Below are 20,381 nucleotides of genomic sequence, written 5' to 3' on the forward strand. Positions count from 1 at the left end.
TCGGGCCGCTGGCCACCGCGTATGTGCTGATCCTGGTCGTCCTCGGCCCGCTCACCGCCCGCTGGACCGAGCCGATCGCCCGCAAACTCACCGAGTCCATCCGCCGCCCGGAACCCGCGCCCGCCGCTCCCGCGGTCGAGTTGGTCAAGTCGGTGGAGCCGGTCGAGTCGGTGGAGCCGGTGGAGCCGGTCGAGATCGACGTGGACGCGGATGCCGATCCGGCGCCCAGCCGTACGTGACCTCCGCGCGGCAGGGGGCCGGGGCGTGGCCTGTCAGGCCCCCAGCCCGCGGACGTCACGCGAGGGGGCGGAGCGGCGGTCGAGCTGACTGACCATCACCCGCACCACCGTGACGACATCGGGATCGTCCACCAGATAGACCTGCCGTCGGCCCTCGCGCCGTGAGTGCACGAGCCCGGCGAGCTTGAGCTTGGCCAGGTGCTGGCTGACCGCGGGCAGGGTCGCGCCGACCCGCTCGGCCAGCCCCGTGACGTCGCAGTCGCCCTCGGACAGGATCCAGACGATCTGGAGTCGCATGGTCGACGCCAGCAAGCCGAAGGAAGCGGCGGCGTTCTGGAACAACTCCGGGCTGGGGTCGCCGAACTCCGCGGCAGACCTCGTCACGTGAACCTCCCTGACCGCAGCGGCTTTTCCGAGCACCAGAGTACGCATGCGGCGCCCGCGGTCCGCGCCGCTGGCATGATACTCTCAGTCAGTTGCGTAATTATGCAATCATGCAACTGGGATGATTATCCTGATGCGTACGCGCGGGCAGACAAGGTGACGTGCCGCGCGTCGACACACCGGGGCGGGGATGATGGACAGCGGCAAGTGGCCGGACGACATCTACCGGGCTGACTTCGCCCAGGTTCTCGATCAGGCGCTGCGCGGCGAACGCGTCCGGCTCGCGCTCCGCGCCCTGCCGGGCGCGCCCAACACCGAGCAGTTGCGGACGGCCGCCCTGGCCGACGCCGACGCCATCGGTGCCACCGCCGCGCCCGAGTACGAGCGGTACACCGGCCTGCGCGCGCACTCCCGCGGCCGGGTCCGCCCGGTCGTGCGCGCGGTCGGCGGCCCCGGCGTCCTCGCCACCCTGGCCGTCCTGGTCCCGATGCTGAGCGGTATCGCGGCGGCGATCTTCCTGGTGCTGGGGTACGGGATCAGGGCCGTCGCGAGCGGCGTGGGAATCAGCGCCCCGCTGATCGACATCGGCTTCCTGTGCGCGGCGGTCTTCGGCGTCAGCCTGCTGATCGGCCTGGCCGGACTGGCGCTGACCGCCCGGCGCGACGGCGCGGTCACGCGCGAGAGCCGGGACGTGGCCGAGGCCCACGAGGCGTGGCGGCAGGCGCTGCTGGTGCGGGGCGTACTGCCGTATCTGCTCGACCGGTTGGCGCGCGAGGCGGGGGCCGCCGCTCCCCGCGCGGTCGGCCCGCCGCCGGTCGGCGTCGACCTGGTACGCCAACGGCCGCGCCTGGGCTACAGCAGCCCGGGCTTCAGCTCGGGCGACGGCGTGAGCCTGGTGCGACAGCGGCCCCGGCTCGGCTACAGCAGCCCCGGCTTCAGCAGCCCGAACGACGGCGAGCGGTGACAACGGCCTGACCCGCCAAGGCGCTTGATCCCGGCGCCCGTCCTACGTGGCCTCGGTGTCGTACGCGACGGGCTGGTACGCGACCGGCTCGGACCCGTCGGCCGCCCGCGCGGCGACCGGCGCGGCGGACGGCTTCGTGAGGTCCACGCCGTCGCTGAGCGTCCGCGCCGCCTCGCGCAACTCCTCGGCCTCGCCGTCCAGTCGCAGGCTGTCGCGGATCTCGCGCAGGCCGAGCGCGTCGTCGTCGCCGAGCAGATTCTTGGCGATGAACGTCCGCGGGTTCAGGTCCTCGAATTCGAAGTCCTTGAACTCCGGGCCGAGTTCGCGCCGCACCTCCTCCTTGGCGTCGTCGGCGAAGGAGCGCACCGCGCGGATGAGGTCTCTCGCCCGCGTGATCATGTCGGGCAGTTTGTCGCCGAAGACCAGTGTGGCCAGGACGAGCAGCGTCAGCAGCTTGAGCGGGCCGATGTCGAAGATCACCTTCGGTCACCTCCGAGAAGGGTGCGCGCACGGGCGGGGACGGTCCGGACGGGGGCCCGTGCGGGCATTGCGCCTCGGTACCGCTACTCTCATAATTGCGCAATGTAGCAACTGTTGGGGTCCGGGCGGCACATCGCCGTCCGGCGACGGCGGACCGACGCATGTGGAAGCGGAGACGTTGATGCTCAGAAACGGACTGGAGCCCTGGCACCTGCTGGTGGTGGCGCTCGTGGTCATCGTGCTGTTCGGCTCCAAGCGGCTGCCGGACTCCGCGCGGGCGCTGGGCAAGTCGCTCCGCATCCTCAAGAGCGAGACCAAGGCGTTGAAGGACGACCCCGGTCCTGGCACGGCGACGGCCGGGACGAGCGCGGACCCCGCGGTCCGTACGGTCAAGTCCGCGCCTGGCGAGACCGTCGGTGCGCGCCCTGTGCGCGAACCCGAACGCGCGCCGCGGGACTGACTGACCTCCCTCCCGCGGCGCGCCGCGGGCCCGCGTGATCCGGGGCGCGGGCCCGTACGACATCAGGGGCTGGCGTGGTCCCAGCCGTAGCGCAGTGGCTGACCGTGCTTGAGGCGGTAGACGTACAGCGCCTCGACGCGCAGCCCCCGCCCGTCGCCGTCGGCCTCGTCCTCCGCCTGGCATCCGGATGTGACTTGGAGCACGCGGGGCGGGCCTGTCACCCGTACCCGCATGCCGTCCGCCGGGCCTCCGTCGAGATGCGCCCACTCCCAGGCCACAGGTGTCCTTCCGGTTCGTCGTAGCGTTTCTGGCATAGCAGACACTTTAAAGGTTGCGTAAACCAGGAACTGTGTCCGGTGGGGAAGCCGGCCGCGGGTGCGACGCTCACGGATACCCCACAGAGCCATGATTTACCCTTGCCGCGTTGCGCAACCATGAAGCCTTGGGTGAAGCGCCGCTTCACCCGCCGAATCCGGCCGCACCACCCCACGGGGGCCGCCCGGGAGAGGGAGCACGGGAGATGACCGAGCCCTGGAGCGGCCGGGCCGCGGCGCGGGCGGCCGCTCGCGCCGAGAGCGGGCGGTCCCGGCCGTCGGGCCGCGGGGGCAGGCGCGCCAGGCAGGCCGGCCGGGGCCGGCGGTTCCTGAAGATCGGCGGCATATCCCTGGCCGTGCTCCTGCTGGTCACCGCGGGCGGCGGCTACTGGCTCTACCAGCACCTCAACGGCAACATCACCAGCGTGTCCCTGACCGACGGCGCGGGCAAGGACAGCGCGGGCCAGGAGAAGGCCGACGCCTTCGGGCGCACGCCGATCAACATCCTGGTGATGGGCAGCGACGGCCGGACCACCGAGGCCGACTGCAAACTGGGCGGCGGCTGCGCAAAGACCGGCGTCCAGACCGGGGGCAACGCCGATGTCGAGATGGTCGTGCACATCTCCGCCGACCGCTCCAACGCCACCGTGATGAGCATCCCGCGCGACACCCTCACCGACGTGCCCGCCTGCGAGAATCCCAAGACCGGCGCGTCCACCCCTGGCTACCACGGCATGATCAACAGCGCCCTGACGTACGGCCAGGCGTGCCAGGTGGCCACCGTCCACAAGTTGACCGGAATTCCGATCGACCACTTCATCCAGGTCGACTTCTCCGGCGTCGTCAGCATGTCCGACGCCGTGGGCGGGGTGTCGGTCTGTGTGGACGCCGACGTGTACGACACCTACTCGCATCTGAAGCTCTCCCGGGGCACCCACACCCTCAAGGGCGTCGGGGCGCTGGAATTCCTCCGCTCGCGGCACGGCTTCGGCGACGGCAGCGACCTCGGCCGTACGTACGCGCAGCACATCTATCTCAGCTCGCTGATCCGCAAGTTCAAGAGCGCGGGCACCCTCACCAACCCGGCGGCCGTCTACAAGCTCGCCAACGCGGCGACCAAGGCGCTGACCGTCGACACCGGCCTCGGCAGCATCAGCAAGCTGATCGGCCTGGCTTCCGACCTCGACAAGGTCCCGTCCAAGCGGATCACCTTCACCACCATGCAGACCGGGCCCGACCCGACCGACCCCAACCGGGTGGTGGTCGGACCCGGCGCGAAGACGCTGTTCGCCACCATCGCCAACGACCAGTCGCTGACCACCGCCTCGGGCGGCACGTCCGCCGCGGCCTCGGCGACCGCGTCGGCGAGCCCGACCGCGACGTCCGTCCCCGCCTCGGCGATCACCGTGCGGGTGCGCAACGGCACCGGCATCGGGGGCCGCGCGTCCGAGATCGTCGACACCTTGACCGGCAAGGGCTTCAACCCGGCCACCGCGGGCGGCAACGCCCCGGCGCCCGCCGCCACCACGACTTTGACCTACGGCCCCGGCCAGCGGTCCGAGGCGGGGACCGTCGCCCGTACGCTCGGCATCGCGACGTCCCACCTCAAGGAGGGCGCCGTCGCCGGGCTCACCCTCGTGATCGGGGCGGACTGGCCGAGCGGCACCACCTTCCCCGGCGGGAAGTCCTCCGCGCCGCCCGCCGACACCAAGGTGGCGCTGGGCAACTCCCACGCCCAGACCGCCGACGACTCCGACACCTGCGCCAAGGTCAGCCGCTACCGGACCGTCCAGATCAACCGGGTCCCGATGACGCCGACCCAGGCGTACGCCGCCGCCCGTTCCAAGCCCGACTCGGACGACTGACCCGCGCACACACCCGTAACGCTTAAGCTGTTACGCAACCGTGGAACTGTCGTGGCGCGCACGCCGTTGACCTGGCAGACGCGCGCGGACGACGACATACCGGCGATCGACAACCGACTACCGACAACCCCCAAGCAACCGGAGGTAATTTCGTGGGCGTGACTCTGTCCAAGGGCGGCAATGTCTCTTTGAGCAAGGAAGCTCCCGGACTCACCGCGGTCACCGTCGGCCTGGGGTGGGACGTACGGACCACCACGGGCGCCGACTACGACCTGGACGCGTCCGCGCTGCTGTGCGACGTGGGCGGGAAGGTCCTCAGCGACCAGCACTTCGTGTTCTTCAACAACCTCGGCAGCCCCGACGGCTCCGTGGTGCACAGCGGCGACAATCTGACCGGTGGCGGCGACGGCGACGACGAGCAGATCAAGGTCAGCCTCGCCACCGTGCCCCCGCAGGTCGACAAGGTCGTCTTCCCCGTGTCGATCTACGACGCCGAGAAGCGCGGCCAGAGCTTCGGCCAGGTGCGCAACGCGTTCATCCGGATCGTGAACCAGGCCGACGGGCGGGAGCTGGCCAGGTACGACCTGACCGAGGACGCCTCGACCGAGACGGCTATGGTCTTCGGAGAGCTGTACCGCAACGGCGCGGAGTGGAAGTTCCGCGCCATCGGCCAGGGGTACGCCTCGGGCCTGGCGGGCATCGCCACCGACTTCGGCGTCAACATCTGACGTGGGTGCCGGCGTCACCACCTCTGACGCCGGCCGCCGCGTCGGCCGCTGACGTCCTCGGCCGGGCCGGGGCCGCCCGCATTCCCTTCGGGCGGCCCCGGCCCGGACTCCGCACGTCGTCGCCCGCTTCACCCACCCTTCCCTCGAACTCTCCCCGGAGCACCCCGCCGTGTCCTGGTTCACCGCCGCTGTCCTGGGCCTTGTGCAGGGTCTGACCGAATTCCTGCCAGTGTCGTCGAGCGCGCACATACGCGTGGTCTCCGTCCTCGCCGGATGGGACGACCCCGGAGCGGCCTTCACCGCGGTCACCCAACTGGGCACGGAGACCGCCGTGCTGATCTACTTCCGGCGCGACATCGCCACCATCGTCAAGGCGTGGACCGCGTCGCTGTTCCACCCCGAGCGCCGCAAGGACCACGACGCGCGGATGGGCTGGTTCGTGATCGTCGGTACGGTCCCGATCGCCGTCCTGGGCGCGGCATTCCAGCACACCATCGAGAACGGCCTGCGCGACCTGCGGATCACCGGCACCGTCCTGATCCTGTTCGGACTCGTCCTGGCGGTCGCCGACCGCACCCGCGCCGTGCGCCGCCCCAAGCCGATCACCGAGCTGACCTTCCGGCACTCCCTCTGGTACGGCCTGGCGCAGTCGCTCGCCCTGATCCCCGGCGTCTCCCGCTCCGGCGGCACCATCAGCGCCGGACTGTTCCTCGGCTACAGCCGCGAGGCCGCCGCGCGCTACTCGTTCCTGCTGGCCATCCCCGCCGTGCTGGCCTCCGGCGGCCTGGAGCTGTTCAAGCTCGGCAGCGGCCCGGCGCCCGCCTGGGGCCCGACGATGCTGGCGACGGTCATCGCCTTCGCGGTGGGCTACGCGGCCATCGCCTGGTTCCTGAAGTACATCTCCCACCGCAGCTTCACGCCGTTCGTGATCTACCGGGTGCTGCTCGGCGTGGTCATCATCGCGCTGGTGGCGACGGGCGCGGTCGCGGCGGGCGCGGGCGCCACCTCCGGCTAGAGCGCGCACCGGGCCAGGAGCGGGCCAGGGCCGCGTCATGGCCGGCTCAGGACCGGTTCAGGACCGGGGCCGCCGTCCGGAATGTGGTCCGACGTGACCGGAGCGTGGTCCGCGCTCTAGCCTGGCCGGTGCGACAGGTTCGCGTCCGTCAGCCAGGCGGTCGCGTCGTAAGAGGGAACCCGGTGCGAATCCGGGACTGCCCCGCAGCGGTGAGTGGGAACGACCGCCGTCATACGCACTGGGTCCGGACCTGGGAAGCGACGGTCAGTAGGTGTCCGCCTCAGGCGGACGTGCCCGCGAGTCCGAAGACCTGCCCGTCGCCCGTACGCGACCGTTCGCGTACGGATATCCCGGTGACCTCGTGGGCGGGTCGGCGTGCATATCGGACGGACCGGTGCCATTGCGGGGCACTGTGGGTCCGTCGGGTCTGTCACCTCCCTTTCGCGCTCGCGTCCCGTCGCCGGGAGGCCAGGAGTCATCTCGCGAAGGAGATTTCCGTGACAGCGAAGTCCGCAGCCGCGGCAGCACGGGCCACCGTGTACGGCTACCCCCGCCAGGGTGAGAACCGTGAACTGAAGAAGGCCGTCGAGGGCTACTGGAAGGGCCGCGTCACCGCCGACGCCCTCCGGCAGACCGCGGCGGACCTGCGCCGCTCGACCTGGCGGAAGCTGGCCGAGACGGGCGTCCACGAGGTGCCGACCGGCGACTTCTCGTACTACGACCACATGCTGGACACCAGTGTCATGGTCGGCGCCGTCCCCCCGAGGCACCGGTCGGCCGTCACCGCGGACGCGCTCGACGGCTACTTCGCGATGGCCCGCGGCACGCAGGAGGTGGCGCCACTGGAGATGACCAAGTGGTTCGACACGAACTACCACTACCTGGTCCCCGAACTGGGCCCCGACACCGTCTTCACCGCCGACTCCGCCAAGCAGGTCGCCGAGTTCAAGGAAGCCGCCGCGCTCGGCCACACCGCCCGGCCCGTCCTGGTCGGCCCGGTCACGTATCTGCTGCTCGCCAAGCCCGCCCCCGGCGTCGCCGCCGACTTCGAGCCGCTGACGCTGCTCGACCGGCTGCTGCCCGTCTACGCCGAAGTCCTCGCCGACCTGCGCGCCGCGGGCGCCACCTGGGCACAGCTCGACGAGCCCGCGCTCGTCCAGGACCGCACCCCGGCCGAACTGAACGCCGTCGCCCGCGCCTACCGCGACCTCGGCGGCCTCACCGACCGGCCGAAGCTGCTGGTCGCCTCGTACTTCGACCGGCTCGGCGAGGCGCTGCCCGTCCTGGCCAAGGCCCCGGTCGAGGGTCTGGCGCTGGACTTCACCGACGCCGCCGCCGCGAATCTGGACGGCCTCGCCGCCGTCGGCGGACTGCCGGGCAAGCGGCTCGTCGCGGGCGTCGTCAACGGCCGCAACATCTGGATCAACGACTACGAGAAGTCGCTGGCCACCCTCGCCACCCTCCTCGGCTTCGCCGACCGCGTCGACGTGGCCGCGTCCTGCTCGCTGCTGCACGTCCCGCTCGACACCGCGCCCGAACGCGACATCGACCCCCGGATTCTGGGCTGGCTCGCCTTCGCCGCGCAGAAGACCACCGAGATCGTGACGCTCGCCAAGGGCCTGGCCGAGGGCACCGACACCATCGCCGCCGAGATCGCCGCCAACCGCGCCGCCCTGGCCTCCCGCGCCGCCTCCCCGATCACCCGCGACCCGGCCGTACGCGCCAGGAGCGCGGCCGTCACCGACGCCGACGGGCGCCGCTCCCAGCCGTACACCGAGCGCGCCGCCGCCCAGCGCGCCCGGCTCGGCCTGCCGCTGCTGCCGACCACCACCATCGGCTCGTTCCCGCAGACCGACGACCTGCGCGCCGCCCGCGCCGACCTGCGGGCCGGCCGGATCGACACCGCGGGGTACGAGGAGCGGATCAGGGCCGAGATCGGCGAGGTCGTCTCCTTCCAGGAGAGGACCGGCCTCGACGTGCTCGTGCACGGCGAACCCGAACGCAACGACATGGTGCAGTACTTCGCCGAGCAGCTCACCGGCTACCTCGCCACCCGGCACGGCTGGGTGCAGTCCTACGGCACCCGGTACGTGCGCCCGCCGGTCCTGGCCGGGGACATCTCCCGGCCGGAGCCGATGACGGTGCGCTGGACGTCGTACGCCCAGTCGCTCACCGACCGCCCGGTCAAGGGCATGCTCACCGGTCCCGTCACCATGCTGGCCTGGTCCTTCGTCCGCGACGACCAGCCGCTCGGCGACACCGCGCGGCAGGTCGCGCTCGCCCTGCGCGACGAGGTCACCGACCTCGAAGCCGCGGGCACCTGCGTGATCCAAGTCGACGAGCCCGCGCTGCGCGAGACCCTGCCGCTGCGCGCCGCCGACCGGCCCGCGTACCTGGACTGGGCCACCGAGGCGTTCCGGCTCACCACCGGCGCCGTCGCTCCCGGCACCCAGATCCACACCCACATGTGCTACGCCGAGTTCGGCGACATCGTCCAGGCCATCGACGACCTCGACGCCGACGTCATCAGCCTGGAGGCCGCCCGCTCCCACATGCAGGTCGCCACCGAACTGGCCGCGCACGGCTACCCGCGCGAGGCGGGACCCGGCGTGTACGACATCCACTCGCCGCGGGTGCCCGACGCGGCGGAGGCGGCCTCGCTGCTGCGCGAGGGCCTGCTCGCCATCCCCGCCGAGCGGCTGTGGGTCAACCCCGACTGCGGCCTGAAGACCCGCGGCTGGCCCGAGACGAAGGCGTCGCTGGAGAATCTGGTGGCGGCGGCCCGTACGGTGCGCGCCGAGCTGTGAGGCTCCGGCCGACGGCCGCGTGACGCGGCCGGGACGGCCGGGAGGGACGCGCGGAGCCTTCGCCGTCTCTCCCGGCCGGGCGCGCCGCCGCCTGTCCCGGCTCGACGCGGTGTGCGTACGGCGCGTGCGGCGTATGCGACGCGTACGGCGCGTATGGCCCCTACGGCCCGTGTGGCGAGGCCCTCCCGGCTCCCCGCGCGCACGCCGGGCCTACAGTCATGTGCGGTGGTGGTTCGTCGGCGGGGGGAGTACGGCGATGCGCGGCGCGACATGGGGATGGCGGACCGTCCAGGGCCTGTACGTGGCGGTCGTGGCCGTCCTGGCGGTGCTCGGCGCCGTCACCGGGACGAGCCTTCCGTACCTGCTGGCCGTGGCCGTGACCCTGCCCTTCGGGATCGCGGCACTGGTCCTCGTCTACGGCGGCTACGCGCTGCTCAAGGGGGTCGGCGGGCTGTGGGCGTCCACCACGAACGCCGACGGCGACGACGCCGCCTGGCTCAGCGCGGGCAGCGCGACGCTCAACGTCGTCCTCCTGATCGCCGCGGCCCTCGCCAACGTCCTGCTCCTCGAGTACCTGCGCCGCCGGAGCCCGCGCACCGCCCGGCGGTGAGGGCGCGGCGCGCGGGCCGGGGGAGCGCGGGAGCCGTCAGGAAGAGGGCGGGGCGCCCCACCAGGACCGGTGGAAGGGGTCGTCCGCGCCGATCGAGCCCCGCGGGACCGGGCGGCCGGTCGCGGCCGACTTGTAGAGGGCGGTGACGAATTCGGTGGTGCGGCGCGCGTCGGCCGCTGTGTGCTCGGGCGGCTCGCCCCGCCGCATCCGCGCGACCAGGTCCGCGAGCTGCGGCGCCTGGTGCGCGGGCACCTCGGCGCCGATGGTGTCCCAGCCGGGCGTGGACGGCGGCCGGTCGGGCGCGGGGGTGAACGTCCAGTGCTCGTTGCCGTACGCGTACAGGTGGCGCAGCTCCGTACTGGCCCGCGCGCAGTCGATCCGCAGATACGACTCCTGGCGCGCCGACACGACGCTGTTCACGATCGACGCCTGCGCGCCGGAGGCGAAGGCGACATGGGCGAGGGACACGTCCTCCGTCTCGATGTCCCGGTCGACCGTCGCGATCCGCGCGCTCACCTCCGCCCAGTCGGGCATCAGCCACAGCATCAGGTCCATGGCGTGGATGCCCTGCGTGACGGTGGCACCGCCCAGTTCGGTGGCGCGCCGACCGCGCCACGGGGCCGCGTAGTAATCCGCGCCCCGGTACCAGGTGGTCTGGCACAGCGCCAGCAGCGGCGGCCCGAGCACACCGTCGCGCAGCAGACCGCGTACGTGCGCGGCGCCCGACCCCGCCCGCCACTGGAAGACCGGCGCGCAGCAGCGGCCCGTCGCGCGCTCCGCGGCCAGAATCCGGTCGTGGTCGGCCAGCGAACCGCACAGCGGCTTCTCGCAGTAGACCCAGGCACCCGCCTCCAGCGCGGCCACCGTCAGATCGGTGTGGGTGAACGACGGGGAGCAGATCACCACCAGGTCGGGCCGTTCGACGGCCAGCAGTTCCAGCGGGTCGTCGTAACCGCGCGCGATGCCGTGCCGCGCCGCGAAGTCCCCGGCCCGCGCCGGGTCGGAGTCCGCGACCGCCACCAGGTCGAGCTGCCCGGACAGCGCCCGGATCGCGGGGACATGAGCGTCGTCGGCGATGCTGCCCGCGCCGATCAGCGCCGTACGGTACGGAAGGTCTCCGGCCGGCCGGGTCATACGTTGCCCCCCTGGGCCGTCATGCCGCGCGCGAGCCACCGCGCGGTCACCGCGATCGCCTCGGGCTCGTGCTCGGGGGAGTGGAAACCGTGGCCGGCGCCGGGCAGCGGGCGGAATTCCCAGTGCGGGACCGTCGCCGCGACGTCACGGGCGATGTCGAAGGAGACGCAGTCGTCGCGGTCCCCGTGCAGGACGAGGGCGGGCGGGCCGCCCGCGGTGTAGGCGTCGATCGGCCGGTGGGCGGCCAGCTCCGCGAACAGCACCCGGCCCAGGGCGAACCGGCCGCCGATCAGCAGCTCCCCGTGCTCGGCGAGGCCCTTCAGCGGACCCGGTCCGAAGTTCGCCAGCCCCCAGGGGAGTTCGGGTTCGAGGAAGGTCCGGCGCAGGTCGAGGACGGGATTCCACAGCACCAGGCGGGCCAGCCGCCCGCCCAGCCAGGGCATCGACAGGCCGGTGGACACGGCGCCGAAGCTCGCCGCCACCACCGCCAGCGGACCGGGCAACTCCCGCTCGGCGTAGGCCGCGACGGCCGCCAGGTCCAGCATCTCCCCGGCGATCGTCACACCTTGCGGAGCGCCGCCGCTTTTCCCGTGCCCGCGGAAGCTGAACCGCAGCGCGGTCAGGCCCTGTTCGGCCAGCCGCTGGGCGAGCCGTACGAACGCCCCGCCCTCGTCCAGATCCGCGGAGATTCCGTGGACCAGGAGCACCGTGCCCTCGGGGCCCGTTCCGGACCTGGTCCCTGGCCTGCTCCCGGCCCCTGTTCCGGCCCCTGTACCGGGGGCTCCGGACGCGGGGCGGTGCACGACGGCGTCCAGCTCGACGCCGTCCGATGCGACCACCCGCACCCGTTGTCCGTCCGTCACGGAAACTCCCTGTCTGCTCGATGTGTTGACGTCATCCCCACGGACCGACATGTGACGACGTGCAGCGGCTGGTACCGGCGCGCTTCGGCGCGGACGGGCGGCACCCCTCCGGCCGCCCGTCCGCGCACCCGCGCGTCCCTACGGCGTCCAGCGGTACAGCAGCACCTTGTTGAACAGGTCGTCCTCGACCTGGACCAGATAGTCGCCGTTGGACCTGCGGCTCGCGGTGATGCCGTACGGCACGTCGACCCACCCCGTACGTTCCACACCGCCGACGTTGGCGCCGGGCTGCCAGGTCCCGACCGGGCTGGCGTCGGCGGCCCTCCACACCCAGATCTGCCCGCGCGTCGCGATACCGGAGATGAAGATGTAGTCGCCCGCGAAGGCCAGACTCACCATCGTCACGATCGGGTTGGCGGCGGTGTCCCAGGGCAGCAGCAGCGTCCAGGTCGGGGTGCGGTTGCCGGTGCTCCACTTGTCGTAGCGCACCAGGACCTTGCCGCACTCCTTCCAGTGGGCGTTGTCGAAGACCTGGTCAGGGGTGTAGCCGACCATGTACATCACGTCGGTGGCCACGTCGTAGTGCAGACGGCGGACGACGCTGAACGGCGCGGGCAGCGCGATCGTCTCCCGGCTCGCATACGTGTAGACCGGGTTGCCCTGCGCGTCGAAGCCCTGCAACGGGTAGCGGCGCAGGTCGCGGTCGCCGCCCTCCCAGATGTCGCCCCGGTCGTCGACGTACCAGACCCAGCAGTTGCCCGGGGAGTTGCTGCCGTCGCCCGGCTGGATGAACTCCCCGGCCTCGAACGCGCCGTTGCCGCTCAGGTCGCGCCAGATCCACTGACCCGAGGCGGGCTGGTTCGGCGGCCAGTTGGGGTCGTCGCCCGGATCGGCGCCCGACCAGTGCGCCTTGAAGATCGCCCCCGACGGCTTCGCGATCTCGCCCTGGAAGCGGTAGATGAGCAGGTGACCGCAGTACATGCCCGTCACGTACATGTACATCTGCCCGTTGAGCCGCTTCAGGAAGGGCGAGGTGGCGTGGTGGTGATGGCCGGGCAGGAACAGCCGCGCGTCCTGCGGGTAGTTGACGGAGTCGAGGGTGTAGCTGCGCCAGGTCGCGTCGGTGCCGGGCTGCCGCGCGTAGTTGACGGTGTAGTGATTCTGCTTGGTGTAGACCTCGACGCCGTCGGAGGCCGGGTCGAAGTCGGCGGAGTCCACGAAGGCGCTGCCCTGGAGCTGCCACACCACGGCCCCGGCCGCGGTGAACTTCCGCAGCCAGGTGCCGAATTCGTACATCGCGACATAGACGTTGCCCGCGGCGTCGCCGCCGACGCCGACGATGCCGAAGAACTTGTCCGCGGTGACCCGGCCCGGTGTCCCCGCGCCGATGCCGCCCGCCTGGCCGAGGCTGCGGGCCCGGGTGGGCGTACCGGACAGGCCGGTGTACGTGTGGACTTGGCGCAGCGGGCCGTTGTCGCCGACGAGGAGGTCGCCGTGGACGTCCACGGCGAGCGAGGTGGGCAGCCAGTCGGCGGAGGGGCCGCTGATCGTTCCGGCCAGCGCCGCGCCGGTGTTGGAGAAGTGCAGGATCTGCGCCGGGTGCGCGGGGTCGGCGTGCCAGAAGTGGCCGTCGTTGGCGTCGCGCGTGACATTCGCGACCACCCAGATCTCGCCGTTGGCGCCGATCGCCACCGCGCCGGGCTTGTTGACGCTCCAACTGCGCAGCAGCGCACCGCTGGCGGCGTCGAAGACCTTGACGAGGTTGGCCGCCCGGTCGGTGGCGACCACCTGCGTCGCCGAGGCCGCGGCGGCGGCGGGCGAACTGCCCACGGCGTAGGTCAGCGAGGTGGCGGCGCCGTTCAGGCCGAAGCGCGTCAGGCCGTTGCCGACGCTGAGATAGACGTACGAGTCGTTGACCGCCACCGCGTCGCCGTTCGCGCCGTGGCAGTTCCCGATGAGATGGCCGTCCTTGTAGATGCCGGCGTAGTTCCCGCCCTCGTCCCAGAAGCTGACGGTGTAGACGGTGCCGTCCTTGGCGACGGCGATGTTGAAGACGAAGTCCTGCACCCACTCGGTGGCCCCGGAGAAGGTGTTCCCGGTCCAGGAAGTGACCACGTTCGGCAGGGTGTTGGTCGGGATCGCGGTGGCCGCCGGGGGCGCGGCGAGCGGTCCTGACGCGCCGGTGGGCGCGGCGGGCGGCGGGGCGGCGGCCCGCGCCGCGGAGGTGACAGCGGCCGGAAGCGCCACGGCGGCTCCGGCGACGATCGCGGCGTTCCTGCCGTAGGCCAGCATCCGCCGGCGGGAGACGGCGCCGGTACCGCGCGGGATGCGACGGGGTGCGGGGGGATTGTCTGCGGGTTCCTGCTCGCTCATGTTCGGGGTCCTCCGTCGTGGGGCCGACACCTTCGAGCCGGTCTGGCGGTACACGAGTGACCGTTCACTTGACGGGAGGTAAAGCTAGGACTCGCCGCACCCGGCGTCAATGGCGCGTACCTCTTCCGCTCGGCGGCGATCGGTTCTACGATGAGTGACGCGTCATGTGAACGGTCACTGAAGAATCGAGGATGCCCCGTGTCGGACCGGCCGACTCTGCGTACCGTCGCGGCCGAGGCGGGTGTCTCCCACCAGACGGTCTCCCGCGTGATCAACGGCGACCGTACGGTCACCGACGCCGTACGCGACCGGGTGCTGGTCGCCATGCGGACGCTCGACTACCGGCCGAGCGCCGGTGCCCGCGCCCTGGCCAGCGGCCGTACCGAGGTGATCGGCGTCGTCCTGCCGCACAACCCCGGATTCGCCTTCTCCAACGACCACTTGATCCGCCTGGTGCAGGGCGCGGACCAGGAACTGACCTCGCGCGGCTACGGGTTGCTGCTGTCCACCCGCGAGGTGGCCGACGAACCCGCCTCCGCCTACCGCCGGTTCGTCCAGCGCCGCCAGGTCGACGGCCTGCTGGTCGAGGCCGGAACCGGCGGGGAGTCGCTGCCCGCCCTGCGGTCCGCCGGATATCCCACCGTGGTCATCGGCTACACCGCCGAAGACCTCACCTGCGTCCACCCCGACGACGAGGGCGGCGCCTACGCCGTCGCCCAGCACCTGCTGGCCCTCGGCCACCGCCGCATCGGCGTGGTCAACGGCCCCCGGGAGAACCGGCTCGCGATGGCCGCCCGGCTGCGCGGGCTGCACCGCGCCCTGGCCGACGCGCACCGCACTGTCCCCGACGACCTCATGGAGCACGGCGACTTCACCGCCGCGTCCGGCTACGCGGCGGCCGAACGGCTCATGGCCCACCCGGAACCGCCCACCGCGATCTTCGCCTTCAACGACGGCATGGCCCTGGGCGCGCTGCGCTGGCTGCGCGAGCACGGACACGCCCTGCCCGCCGACGTGTCCGTGGCGGGCTTCGACGACACCGAGGCCGCCGACCTCGTCGACCCGACGCTGACCAGCGTCAACCTGCACAGCGTCGACGTGGGCCGGCGCGCCGCACAGATCCTGCTCGACCTGCTGGACGGCCGCCCGCCGGCCCAGCGCGAGAACGTCATGCCCAGCACGCTCAAGGTCCGCGCTTCCACAGCGCCGCCGCGCGCGGCCGGTTGAGCACCCGCCGCCCCGCGCGATCCCGCCCCGCGTCAGCCCCGCTTCGCGCAAGCCCGCCGTACATCGGCCCCGCCCCGCGCGGTCCCGCCGCCTGACGCGTCAGCCCCGACTCGTACACCCCGAGGTGTACGCCCCAGACCCCCGGAAAGGACCGGTCGCACCGATGGACCACGCCCAGAACCGGAGCGAAAGCCCGGACGCCTGCGCCTACGTCGAGGACGTATCACCCGGCAACGGCCGGCTGCGGCCCCGCGCGTCGTTCGACTCCGACGCACCCGCCCTCGACCTGAACGGCGACTGGAGCTTCCGGCTCGGCGACGGTCTCCACGACGTGACCGTGGGCTTCGAGGCCCCGGAGTTCGACGCCGCCGAGTGGACGACCGTCCCCGTGCCCTCGTCCTGGCAGATGGACGGCGTCCCCGGACCCGGCCGCTTCGGCACACCCGCGTACACCAACGTCACCTTCCCGATCCCCGTCGACCCGCCGCGCGTGCCCGACGAGAACCCGACAGGCGAGTACCGCAGGGAGTTCGACGTCGCGGAGGGCTTCGCCGACGGCGGCACTGCGGTGCTCCGCTTCGAGGGCGTCGACTCCGCCTTCGCGGTCTGGCTCAACGGCCGGCCGCTCGGCGACGGCAAGGGCAGCCGGCTGCCCACCGAATTCGACGTCACCGACACCCTGCGGACCGGCCGCAATGTGCTGGCCGTACGGGTCCACCAGTGGTCGTCCGCCAGCTACTTGGAAGACCAGGACATGTGGTGGCTGTCGGGTGTCTTCCGCCCCGTACGGCTGCTGGTCCGGCCGGTCGGCGGCATCGCCGACTTCTTCGTGCACGCCGACTACGACCACCACTCCGGCACCGGCACCCTGCGGGTCGACGTCGACGGCGCGGGCGACGCGCGCCTGAGCGTCCCCGAACTCGGCATCACCGACGCCGATCCCGCCGGTCCGCACACCGCGCCGGGCGTCACTCCCTGGAGCGACGAACAGCCCCGGCTCTACGCGGGCGAACTCGTCACGGCCACCGAACGCGTCCCGCTGCGTATCGGCTTCCGCCGGGTCGTGGTCGAGGACGGCGTCGTCACCGCCAACGGCAGGCCGCTCGTCTTCCGCGGGGTCAACCGGCACGAATGGGACCCGGTCAGGGGCCGCGCGCTGACCCGCGAGACGATGCTCGCCGACGTGCTGCTGATGAAGCGGCACAACATCAACGCCGTGCGGACCAGCCACTATCCGCCCGCCGCCGCCTTCCTCGACCTCTGCGACGAACACGGCCTGTGGGTGGTCGACGAGTGCGACCTGGAGACCCACGGCTTCTCGGAGAACGGCTGGCGCCGCAACCCCTCAGACGAGCCCGAGTGGCGCCCCGCGCTGCTCGACCGGGCCGAGCGGATGGTCGAGCGCGACAAGAACCACCCCAGCGTCGTGATGTGGTCGCTCGGCAACGAGTCCGGCGTCGGCGCGAATCTCGCGGCCATGGCCGAGTGGATCCGCGACCGCGACCCCGACCGGCTGATCCACTACGAGGGCGACTGGGACGACTGCGCCTACACCGACGTGTACTCGGTGATGTACCCCGACTACGCGTTCGTGGCGGCGGTCGCCGCGCGCCAGGAACCGCTCACCGGCGACCCGGCCAACGACGCCCGCAGGCGCGCGATGCCGTTCCTGCTGTGCGAGTACGCCCACGCGATGGGCAACGGCCCCGGCGGACTGCGCCAGTACCAGGAGCTGTTCGAGAGCAGCCCCCGGCTGGCGGGCGGCTTCGTCTGGGAGTGGATCGACCACGGCGTCGCCCAGCGCGACGAGGAGGGCACGCTCTTCTACGCCTACGGAGGCGACTTCGGCGAGCCCGTCCACGACGGCAACTTCGTCGCCGACGGTCTGGTCTTCCCCGACCGCACCCCCTCTCCCGGACTCCTGGAGTACGCGAAGGTCATCGAGCCGGTCAGGATCACCGCCCGCCGCGACGGCGGCGGAGTCGAGATCCGCAATCTGCACCACACGCGGGACACCGGTTACCTGCGCTGGGTCTGGCTGCTCGAAGTCGACGGCGAGCAGGCGGGGGAGGGCGCGTGGGAGGTGCCGGTGACCGGCCCCGGCGACACCCGCCGCGCGGACTGGCCCGACAGCCTGGCCAAGGCGCTCGCCGCGGCGGGACCGGGGGAGCGCTGGGTGACCCTCAGCGCGCAGCTCGGCGCGGACGAGTCGTGGACCGGAGCCGGGCACACCGTCGCCTGGTCCCAGTTCGCCCCGGACGGCAACGGCGCGACCACGCTGACGGCGGGACCCGCGGGCGCGGCTTCCACCACGACCACGCTGACGGCGGGACCCGCGGGCGCGGCTTCCACCACGACCACCCCTCAGGCGCGCCGCCGCGGAACGATCAGCCTCGGCGCCGGACAGTTCGACGCGGCCGACGGACGGCTGCTCCGCCTCGGTGACCTGGCGCTCGAAGGCCCCCGCGTTGACCTGTGGCGGGCCCCGATCGACAACGACGGCCGGTCGCCGCTCCTGGCCGCCTGGCACCGCAGCGGCCTGCACCGGCTCCGGCACAAGGTGCTGGAGATCTCGGCGGGCGGGGCGAGCCTCACGGTGAGGACCAGGATCGCCCCGGCGGGCCTGGACCTCGCGATGCTGGCGGACTACCACTGGACCACCGGGCCCGGGGACCGGCTCGTGCTCACCGTCGACACCCGGCCCGTCGGCATCTGGGAGGTACCGCTGCCCCGGCTCGGCGTCGCGCTGACCCTCCCGGCGGCGCTCGACCGGCTGAGCTGGTTCGGCCTCGGTCCCGGCGAGTCCTACCGGGACAGCGAGGAGGCCGTCCGCGTCGGGCGGTACGCGACCACGGTCGCCGAGGCGCAGACGCCGTACGTGTACCCGCAGGAGAACGGCAACCGGCGGCATGTGCGCTGGGCCCGCCTCACCGGTCCCGAAGGCGACTCCGCGGGGCCCGGTCTGGAGATCACCGGCAGCCCCTGGTTCGACCTGACCGCGCGGCCCTGGTCCACCGCGGCCCTGGCGGCGGCCAGGCACACCGCCGACCTCAGGCCCGACGGCCGTATCCACCTCAATGTCGACCTCGAACACCACGGCCTCGGCAGCGCCTCCTGCGGACACGCGTTGCAGCCCCGGCACCATCTGGCCGCCGTACCGGGCCGCTTCACGCTCGGGTTCGGTCTGACGGAAGGGGAGGCGGCAGCCGATGGCGTAGGGTGATTTCGGCGACCCCGGCGGCGGTATGATCCGAGCGTGAGACAACGTTGGCCCTCCCCTCGGCGCCGCGTCGCCGAGGGGAGCAGCACGTGAGTACACCGAGCCCGAGCGCGGCCCCGCGGCGGCCGACGATGACCGACGTCGCCCGGGAGGCCGACGTCAGTCTCAAAACGGTCTCGCGTGTGGTCAACGGCGTGTCCACCGTCGATCCGGAGATGGCCGAGCGGGTCAGGGCCGCCGTGGTGCGGCTCGGCTTCCGCCGCAACAACATGGCCAGGGACCTGCGCACGCAGTCCACCTCGGCCACGGTCGGCCTGCTCATCGAGGACCTGGCCAACCCGTTCTACGCGGGCATCGCCGCCGCCGCGGCGCAGTGCGCCCTGGAGAACGACACCCTGCTGATCACCGCCAGTTCCGAGGAGGACGCCGAGCGGGAACGCCGACTGCTGTTGCAGATGTGCGAGCGACGCGTCGACGGGCTGCTGGTCGTACCGGCCGGCAGCACCGCCGACCACGTCTACCTGCGCGCGGAGATCGACATGGGCACCCCCACGGTGTTCCTCGACCGGCCGCCCACCAACCTGCGCGCGGACACCGTGCTCATCGACAACGCGGCGGGCGCGCGGTCCGCGATCGAGCACCTGACGGCCCGCGGCCACGAGCGGATCGGCGTGGTCTCGGACTGGCTGAGCATCCACCCCATGGTCGAGCGGCTGTCGGCCGCCGAGACCGCGCTGGAGCGGGCCGGGCTGCCGTACCGCCCCGACCTGATCAGATACGGCCTGCACACCGTGCGCGACACCGAGGCCGCCGTCGAGCGGATGCTCACCGGGCCGCAGCCGCCGACCGCGCTGTTCGCGCTGAACAACCGGCTCACGCTCGGCGTGCTCGGCGCGCTGAACCGGCTCGGCGGCGAGGCCGGCGCGGGCGGCGCGGGCAGCGCCGTCGAAGTGGTGGGCTTCGACGACTTCGAGACCGCCGCGCTGATGGCCCACCCGCTGACCGTGGTGTCCTACGACGCCCGCGCCATCGGCCGGATCGGCGCGGAACTGCTCTTCAGGCGGATCGCGGGGGACAAGTCGCGGCCCCAGACGGTGGTCATCCCCACCACCCTGGTCGAGCACGGTACGGCGCGGCCGGGCGCCGGACGGTGACCGGCGCGGGGGCCCCGCCGAGTCCCGCGCGGGACTGAACCGGGCCGCTGACGGTCCTGTTCAGGCCCCGCCCCCCACGCCCACCCCCGCACTCACCCCCGCGAACGTCCCCGCCGCCACGTAACCGGCGCGGTCCCGTACCGCGACCGCGCCGAGACTCATGCCGGTACGGGCCGCCCCGTGCACCGGTCCCCGGCCGGCGAGGGCGGCGCGCCACAGTGCGCCCAACGGGATGTCCACCCAGTCCAGTTCGCCGACGCGGTGGTCCACGACGGGACCCTCGCCGACCCCGACCCCGGCCCCGGCCCCGCCGGGGACGGAGATGTCCGGCGCGTGCGGGTAAACGGCTTGTGACACGGTCGCTCTCCGGATCTGTGCGCGGGATTTCTCTGTCACTCGCGCGAAAACTCTAGGCAACGTTGTCTCAGGTGGCTAGGGTTCAGCACGACCGCCTGCGGAGGGCGGCCGGGTCGGACCTGCTGCCCCGGTGCTCCTTCCGGTATGCGTGGTTGATCTGTCGACAGCCGTCAGGACGTAGCTGACC

Annotated in this window: 17 protein-coding genes, 1 pseudogene and 1 riboswitch; of the genes and pseudogenes, 11 read left to right on the forward strand and 7 right to left on the reverse strand. The window is 72.4% G+C overall.

Features of this window, described 5'->3' with window-relative positions; all coding sequences use genetic code 11:
• Positions 1 to 239: pseudogene (locus ACIP4Z_RS11095) on the forward strand (cation:proton antiporter); the annotation flags it as partial.
• A gap of 33 nt (positions 240 to 272) precedes the next feature.
• On the opposite strand, the gene ACIP4Z_RS11100 reads toward ACIP4Z_RS11095, so the two are convergent.
• On the reverse strand, positions 273 to 671 hold the full coding sequence (locus ACIP4Z_RS11100; RefSeq protein WP_188283553.1) for a metalloregulator ArsR/SmtB family transcription factor: 399 nt from the start codon (positions 669 to 671) through the stop codon (positions 273 to 275).
• A 145-nt stretch (positions 672 to 816) separates the two neighbouring features.
• Between ACIP4Z_RS11100 and ACIP4Z_RS11105 the strand changes: the two genes are divergently transcribed.
• Positions 817 to 1,587, forward strand: coding sequence for a hypothetical protein (locus tag ACIP4Z_RS11105; protein ID WP_401306621.1), 771 nt, complete (start codon positions 817 to 819; stop codon positions 1,585 to 1,587).
• Between the two features lie 42 nt (positions 1,588 to 1,629).
• On the opposite strand, the gene ACIP4Z_RS11110 is transcribed toward ACIP4Z_RS11105, so the two are convergent.
• Positions 1,630 to 2,067, reverse strand: a complete 438-nt coding sequence (locus ACIP4Z_RS11110) for a Sec-independent protein translocase TatB (RefSeq protein WP_401306624.1) — start codon at positions 2,065 to 2,067, stop codon at positions 1,630 to 1,632.
• Positions 2,068 to 2,248: 181 nt separating this feature from the next.
• On the opposite strand from ACIP4Z_RS11110, the gene tatA reads away from it, so the two are divergent.
• Positions 2,249 to 2,527: a Sec-independent protein translocase subunit TatA gene (tatA, locus tag ACIP4Z_RS11115; RefSeq protein WP_391048331.1), complete on the forward strand. Its 279-nt coding sequence runs from the start codon at positions 2,249 to 2,251 to the stop codon at positions 2,525 to 2,527.
• 62 nt (positions 2,528 to 2,589) lie between these two features.
• Here the strand turns inward: tatA and ACIP4Z_RS11120 are convergent, their stop codons facing one another.
• On the reverse strand, positions 2,590 to 2,841 hold the full coding sequence (locus ACIP4Z_RS11120) for a hypothetical protein (protein WP_391048328.1): 252 nt from the start codon (positions 2,839 to 2,841) through the stop codon (positions 2,590 to 2,592).
• 206 nt (positions 2,842 to 3,047) lie between these two features.
• Here ACIP4Z_RS11120 and ACIP4Z_RS11125 point away from each other — a divergent pair, with 206 nt between their 5' ends.
• The 5 genes from ACIP4Z_RS11125 to ACIP4Z_RS11145 all read left to right on the forward strand — a co-directional run bounded on the left by ACIP4Z_RS11125 (position 3,048) and on the right by ACIP4Z_RS11145 (position 9,866).
• Positions 3,048 to 4,706: an LCP family protein gene (locus ACIP4Z_RS11125; protein WP_401306628.1), complete on the forward strand. Its 1,659-nt coding sequence runs from the start codon at positions 3,048 to 3,050 to the stop codon at positions 4,704 to 4,706.
• Between the two features lie 152 nt (positions 4,707 to 4,858).
• Positions 4,859 to 5,434 (forward strand): TerD family protein, encoded by a 576-nt coding sequence (locus tag ACIP4Z_RS11130; RefSeq protein ID WP_188283548.1) that lies wholly within the window; start codon positions 4,859 to 4,861, stop codon positions 5,432 to 5,434.
• Between the two features lie 169 nt (positions 5,435 to 5,603).
• Positions 5,604 to 6,449 (forward strand): undecaprenyl-diphosphate phosphatase, encoded by an 846-nt coding sequence (locus ACIP4Z_RS11135; RefSeq protein ID WP_355333158.1) that lies wholly within the window; start codon positions 5,604 to 5,606, stop codon positions 6,447 to 6,449.
• A gap of 137 nt (positions 6,450 to 6,586) precedes the next feature.
• A riboswitch (cobalamin riboswitch) is annotated at positions 6,587 to 6,782 on the forward strand.
• A gap of 164 nt (positions 6,783 to 6,946) precedes the next feature.
• A complete protein-coding gene (metE, locus tag ACIP4Z_RS11140) occupies positions 6,947 to 9,256 on the forward strand; it encodes a 5-methyltetrahydropteroyltriglutamate--homocysteine S-methyltransferase (protein WP_401306631.1) in 2,310 nt (769 codons plus the stop codon).
• Positions 9,257 to 9,512: 256 nt separating this feature from the next.
• Positions 9,513 to 9,866, forward strand: coding sequence for a hypothetical protein (locus ACIP4Z_RS11145; RefSeq protein ID WP_401306634.1), 354 nt, complete (start codon positions 9,513 to 9,515; stop codon positions 9,864 to 9,866).
• Between the two features lie 36 nt (positions 9,867 to 9,902).
• On the opposite strand, the gene ACIP4Z_RS11150 is transcribed toward ACIP4Z_RS11145, so the two are convergent.
• The 3 genes from ACIP4Z_RS11150 to ACIP4Z_RS11160 form a co-directional block, all read right to left on the reverse strand.
• Complete coding sequence (locus ACIP4Z_RS11150) at positions 9,903 to 11,000, reverse strand: Gfo/Idh/MocA family oxidoreductase (RefSeq protein ID WP_391048319.1); 1,098 nt, start codon at positions 10,998 to 11,000, stop codon at positions 9,903 to 9,905.
• Positions 10,997 to 11,863 carry an alpha/beta hydrolase gene (locus ACIP4Z_RS11155; protein WP_401306638.1) on the reverse strand — a complete coding sequence of 289 codons (867 nt, stop codon included), beginning with the start codon at positions 11,861 to 11,863 and terminating at the stop codon, positions 10,997 to 10,999. The genes ACIP4Z_RS11150 and ACIP4Z_RS11155 overlap by 4 nt, the downstream gene beginning before the upstream one ends.
• 138 nt (positions 11,864 to 12,001) lie before the next feature.
• Positions 12,002 to 14,236, reverse strand: coding sequence for a hypothetical protein (locus tag ACIP4Z_RS11160; RefSeq protein WP_401306641.1), 2,235 nt, complete (start codon positions 14,234 to 14,236; stop codon positions 12,002 to 12,004).
• Positions 14,237 to 14,434: 198 nt separating this feature from the next.
• Between ACIP4Z_RS11160 and ACIP4Z_RS11165 the strand changes: the two genes are divergently transcribed.
• The 3 genes from ACIP4Z_RS11165 to ACIP4Z_RS11175 all read left to right on the forward strand — a co-directional run bounded on the left by ACIP4Z_RS11165 (position 14,435) and on the right by ACIP4Z_RS11175 (position 19,837).
• A complete protein-coding gene (locus ACIP4Z_RS11165) occupies positions 14,435 to 15,463 on the forward strand; it encodes a substrate-binding domain-containing protein (protein WP_391048314.1) in 1,029 nt (342 codons plus the stop codon).
• Between the two features lie 163 nt (positions 15,464 to 15,626).
• Positions 15,627 to 18,686 carry a glycoside hydrolase family 2 TIM barrel-domain containing protein gene (locus tag ACIP4Z_RS11170; RefSeq protein ID WP_401306644.1) on the forward strand — a complete coding sequence of 1,020 codons (3,060 nt, stop codon included), beginning with the start codon at positions 15,627 to 15,629 and terminating at the stop codon, positions 18,684 to 18,686.
• Between the two features lie 86 nt (positions 18,687 to 18,772).
• Positions 18,773 to 19,837, forward strand: coding sequence for a LacI family DNA-binding transcriptional regulator (locus ACIP4Z_RS11175; RefSeq protein WP_401306647.1), 1,065 nt, complete (start codon positions 18,773 to 18,775; stop codon positions 19,835 to 19,837).
• Positions 19,838 to 19,897: 60 nt separating this feature from the next.
• Here ACIP4Z_RS11175 and ACIP4Z_RS11180 read toward each other — a convergent pair whose 3' ends face one another.
• Entirely contained in the window at positions 19,898 to 20,194 is a 297-nt protein-coding gene (locus tag ACIP4Z_RS11180) for a hypothetical protein (protein WP_401306650.1), read from the reverse strand.
• Positions 20,195 to 20,381 lie beyond the last annotated feature (187 nt).

The sequence above is a fragment of the Streptomyces sp. NPDC088910 genome, from assembly GCF_044749865.1.
Taxonomy (GTDB): Bacteria; Actinomycetota; Actinomycetes; order Streptomycetales; family Streptomycetaceae; genus Actinacidiphila.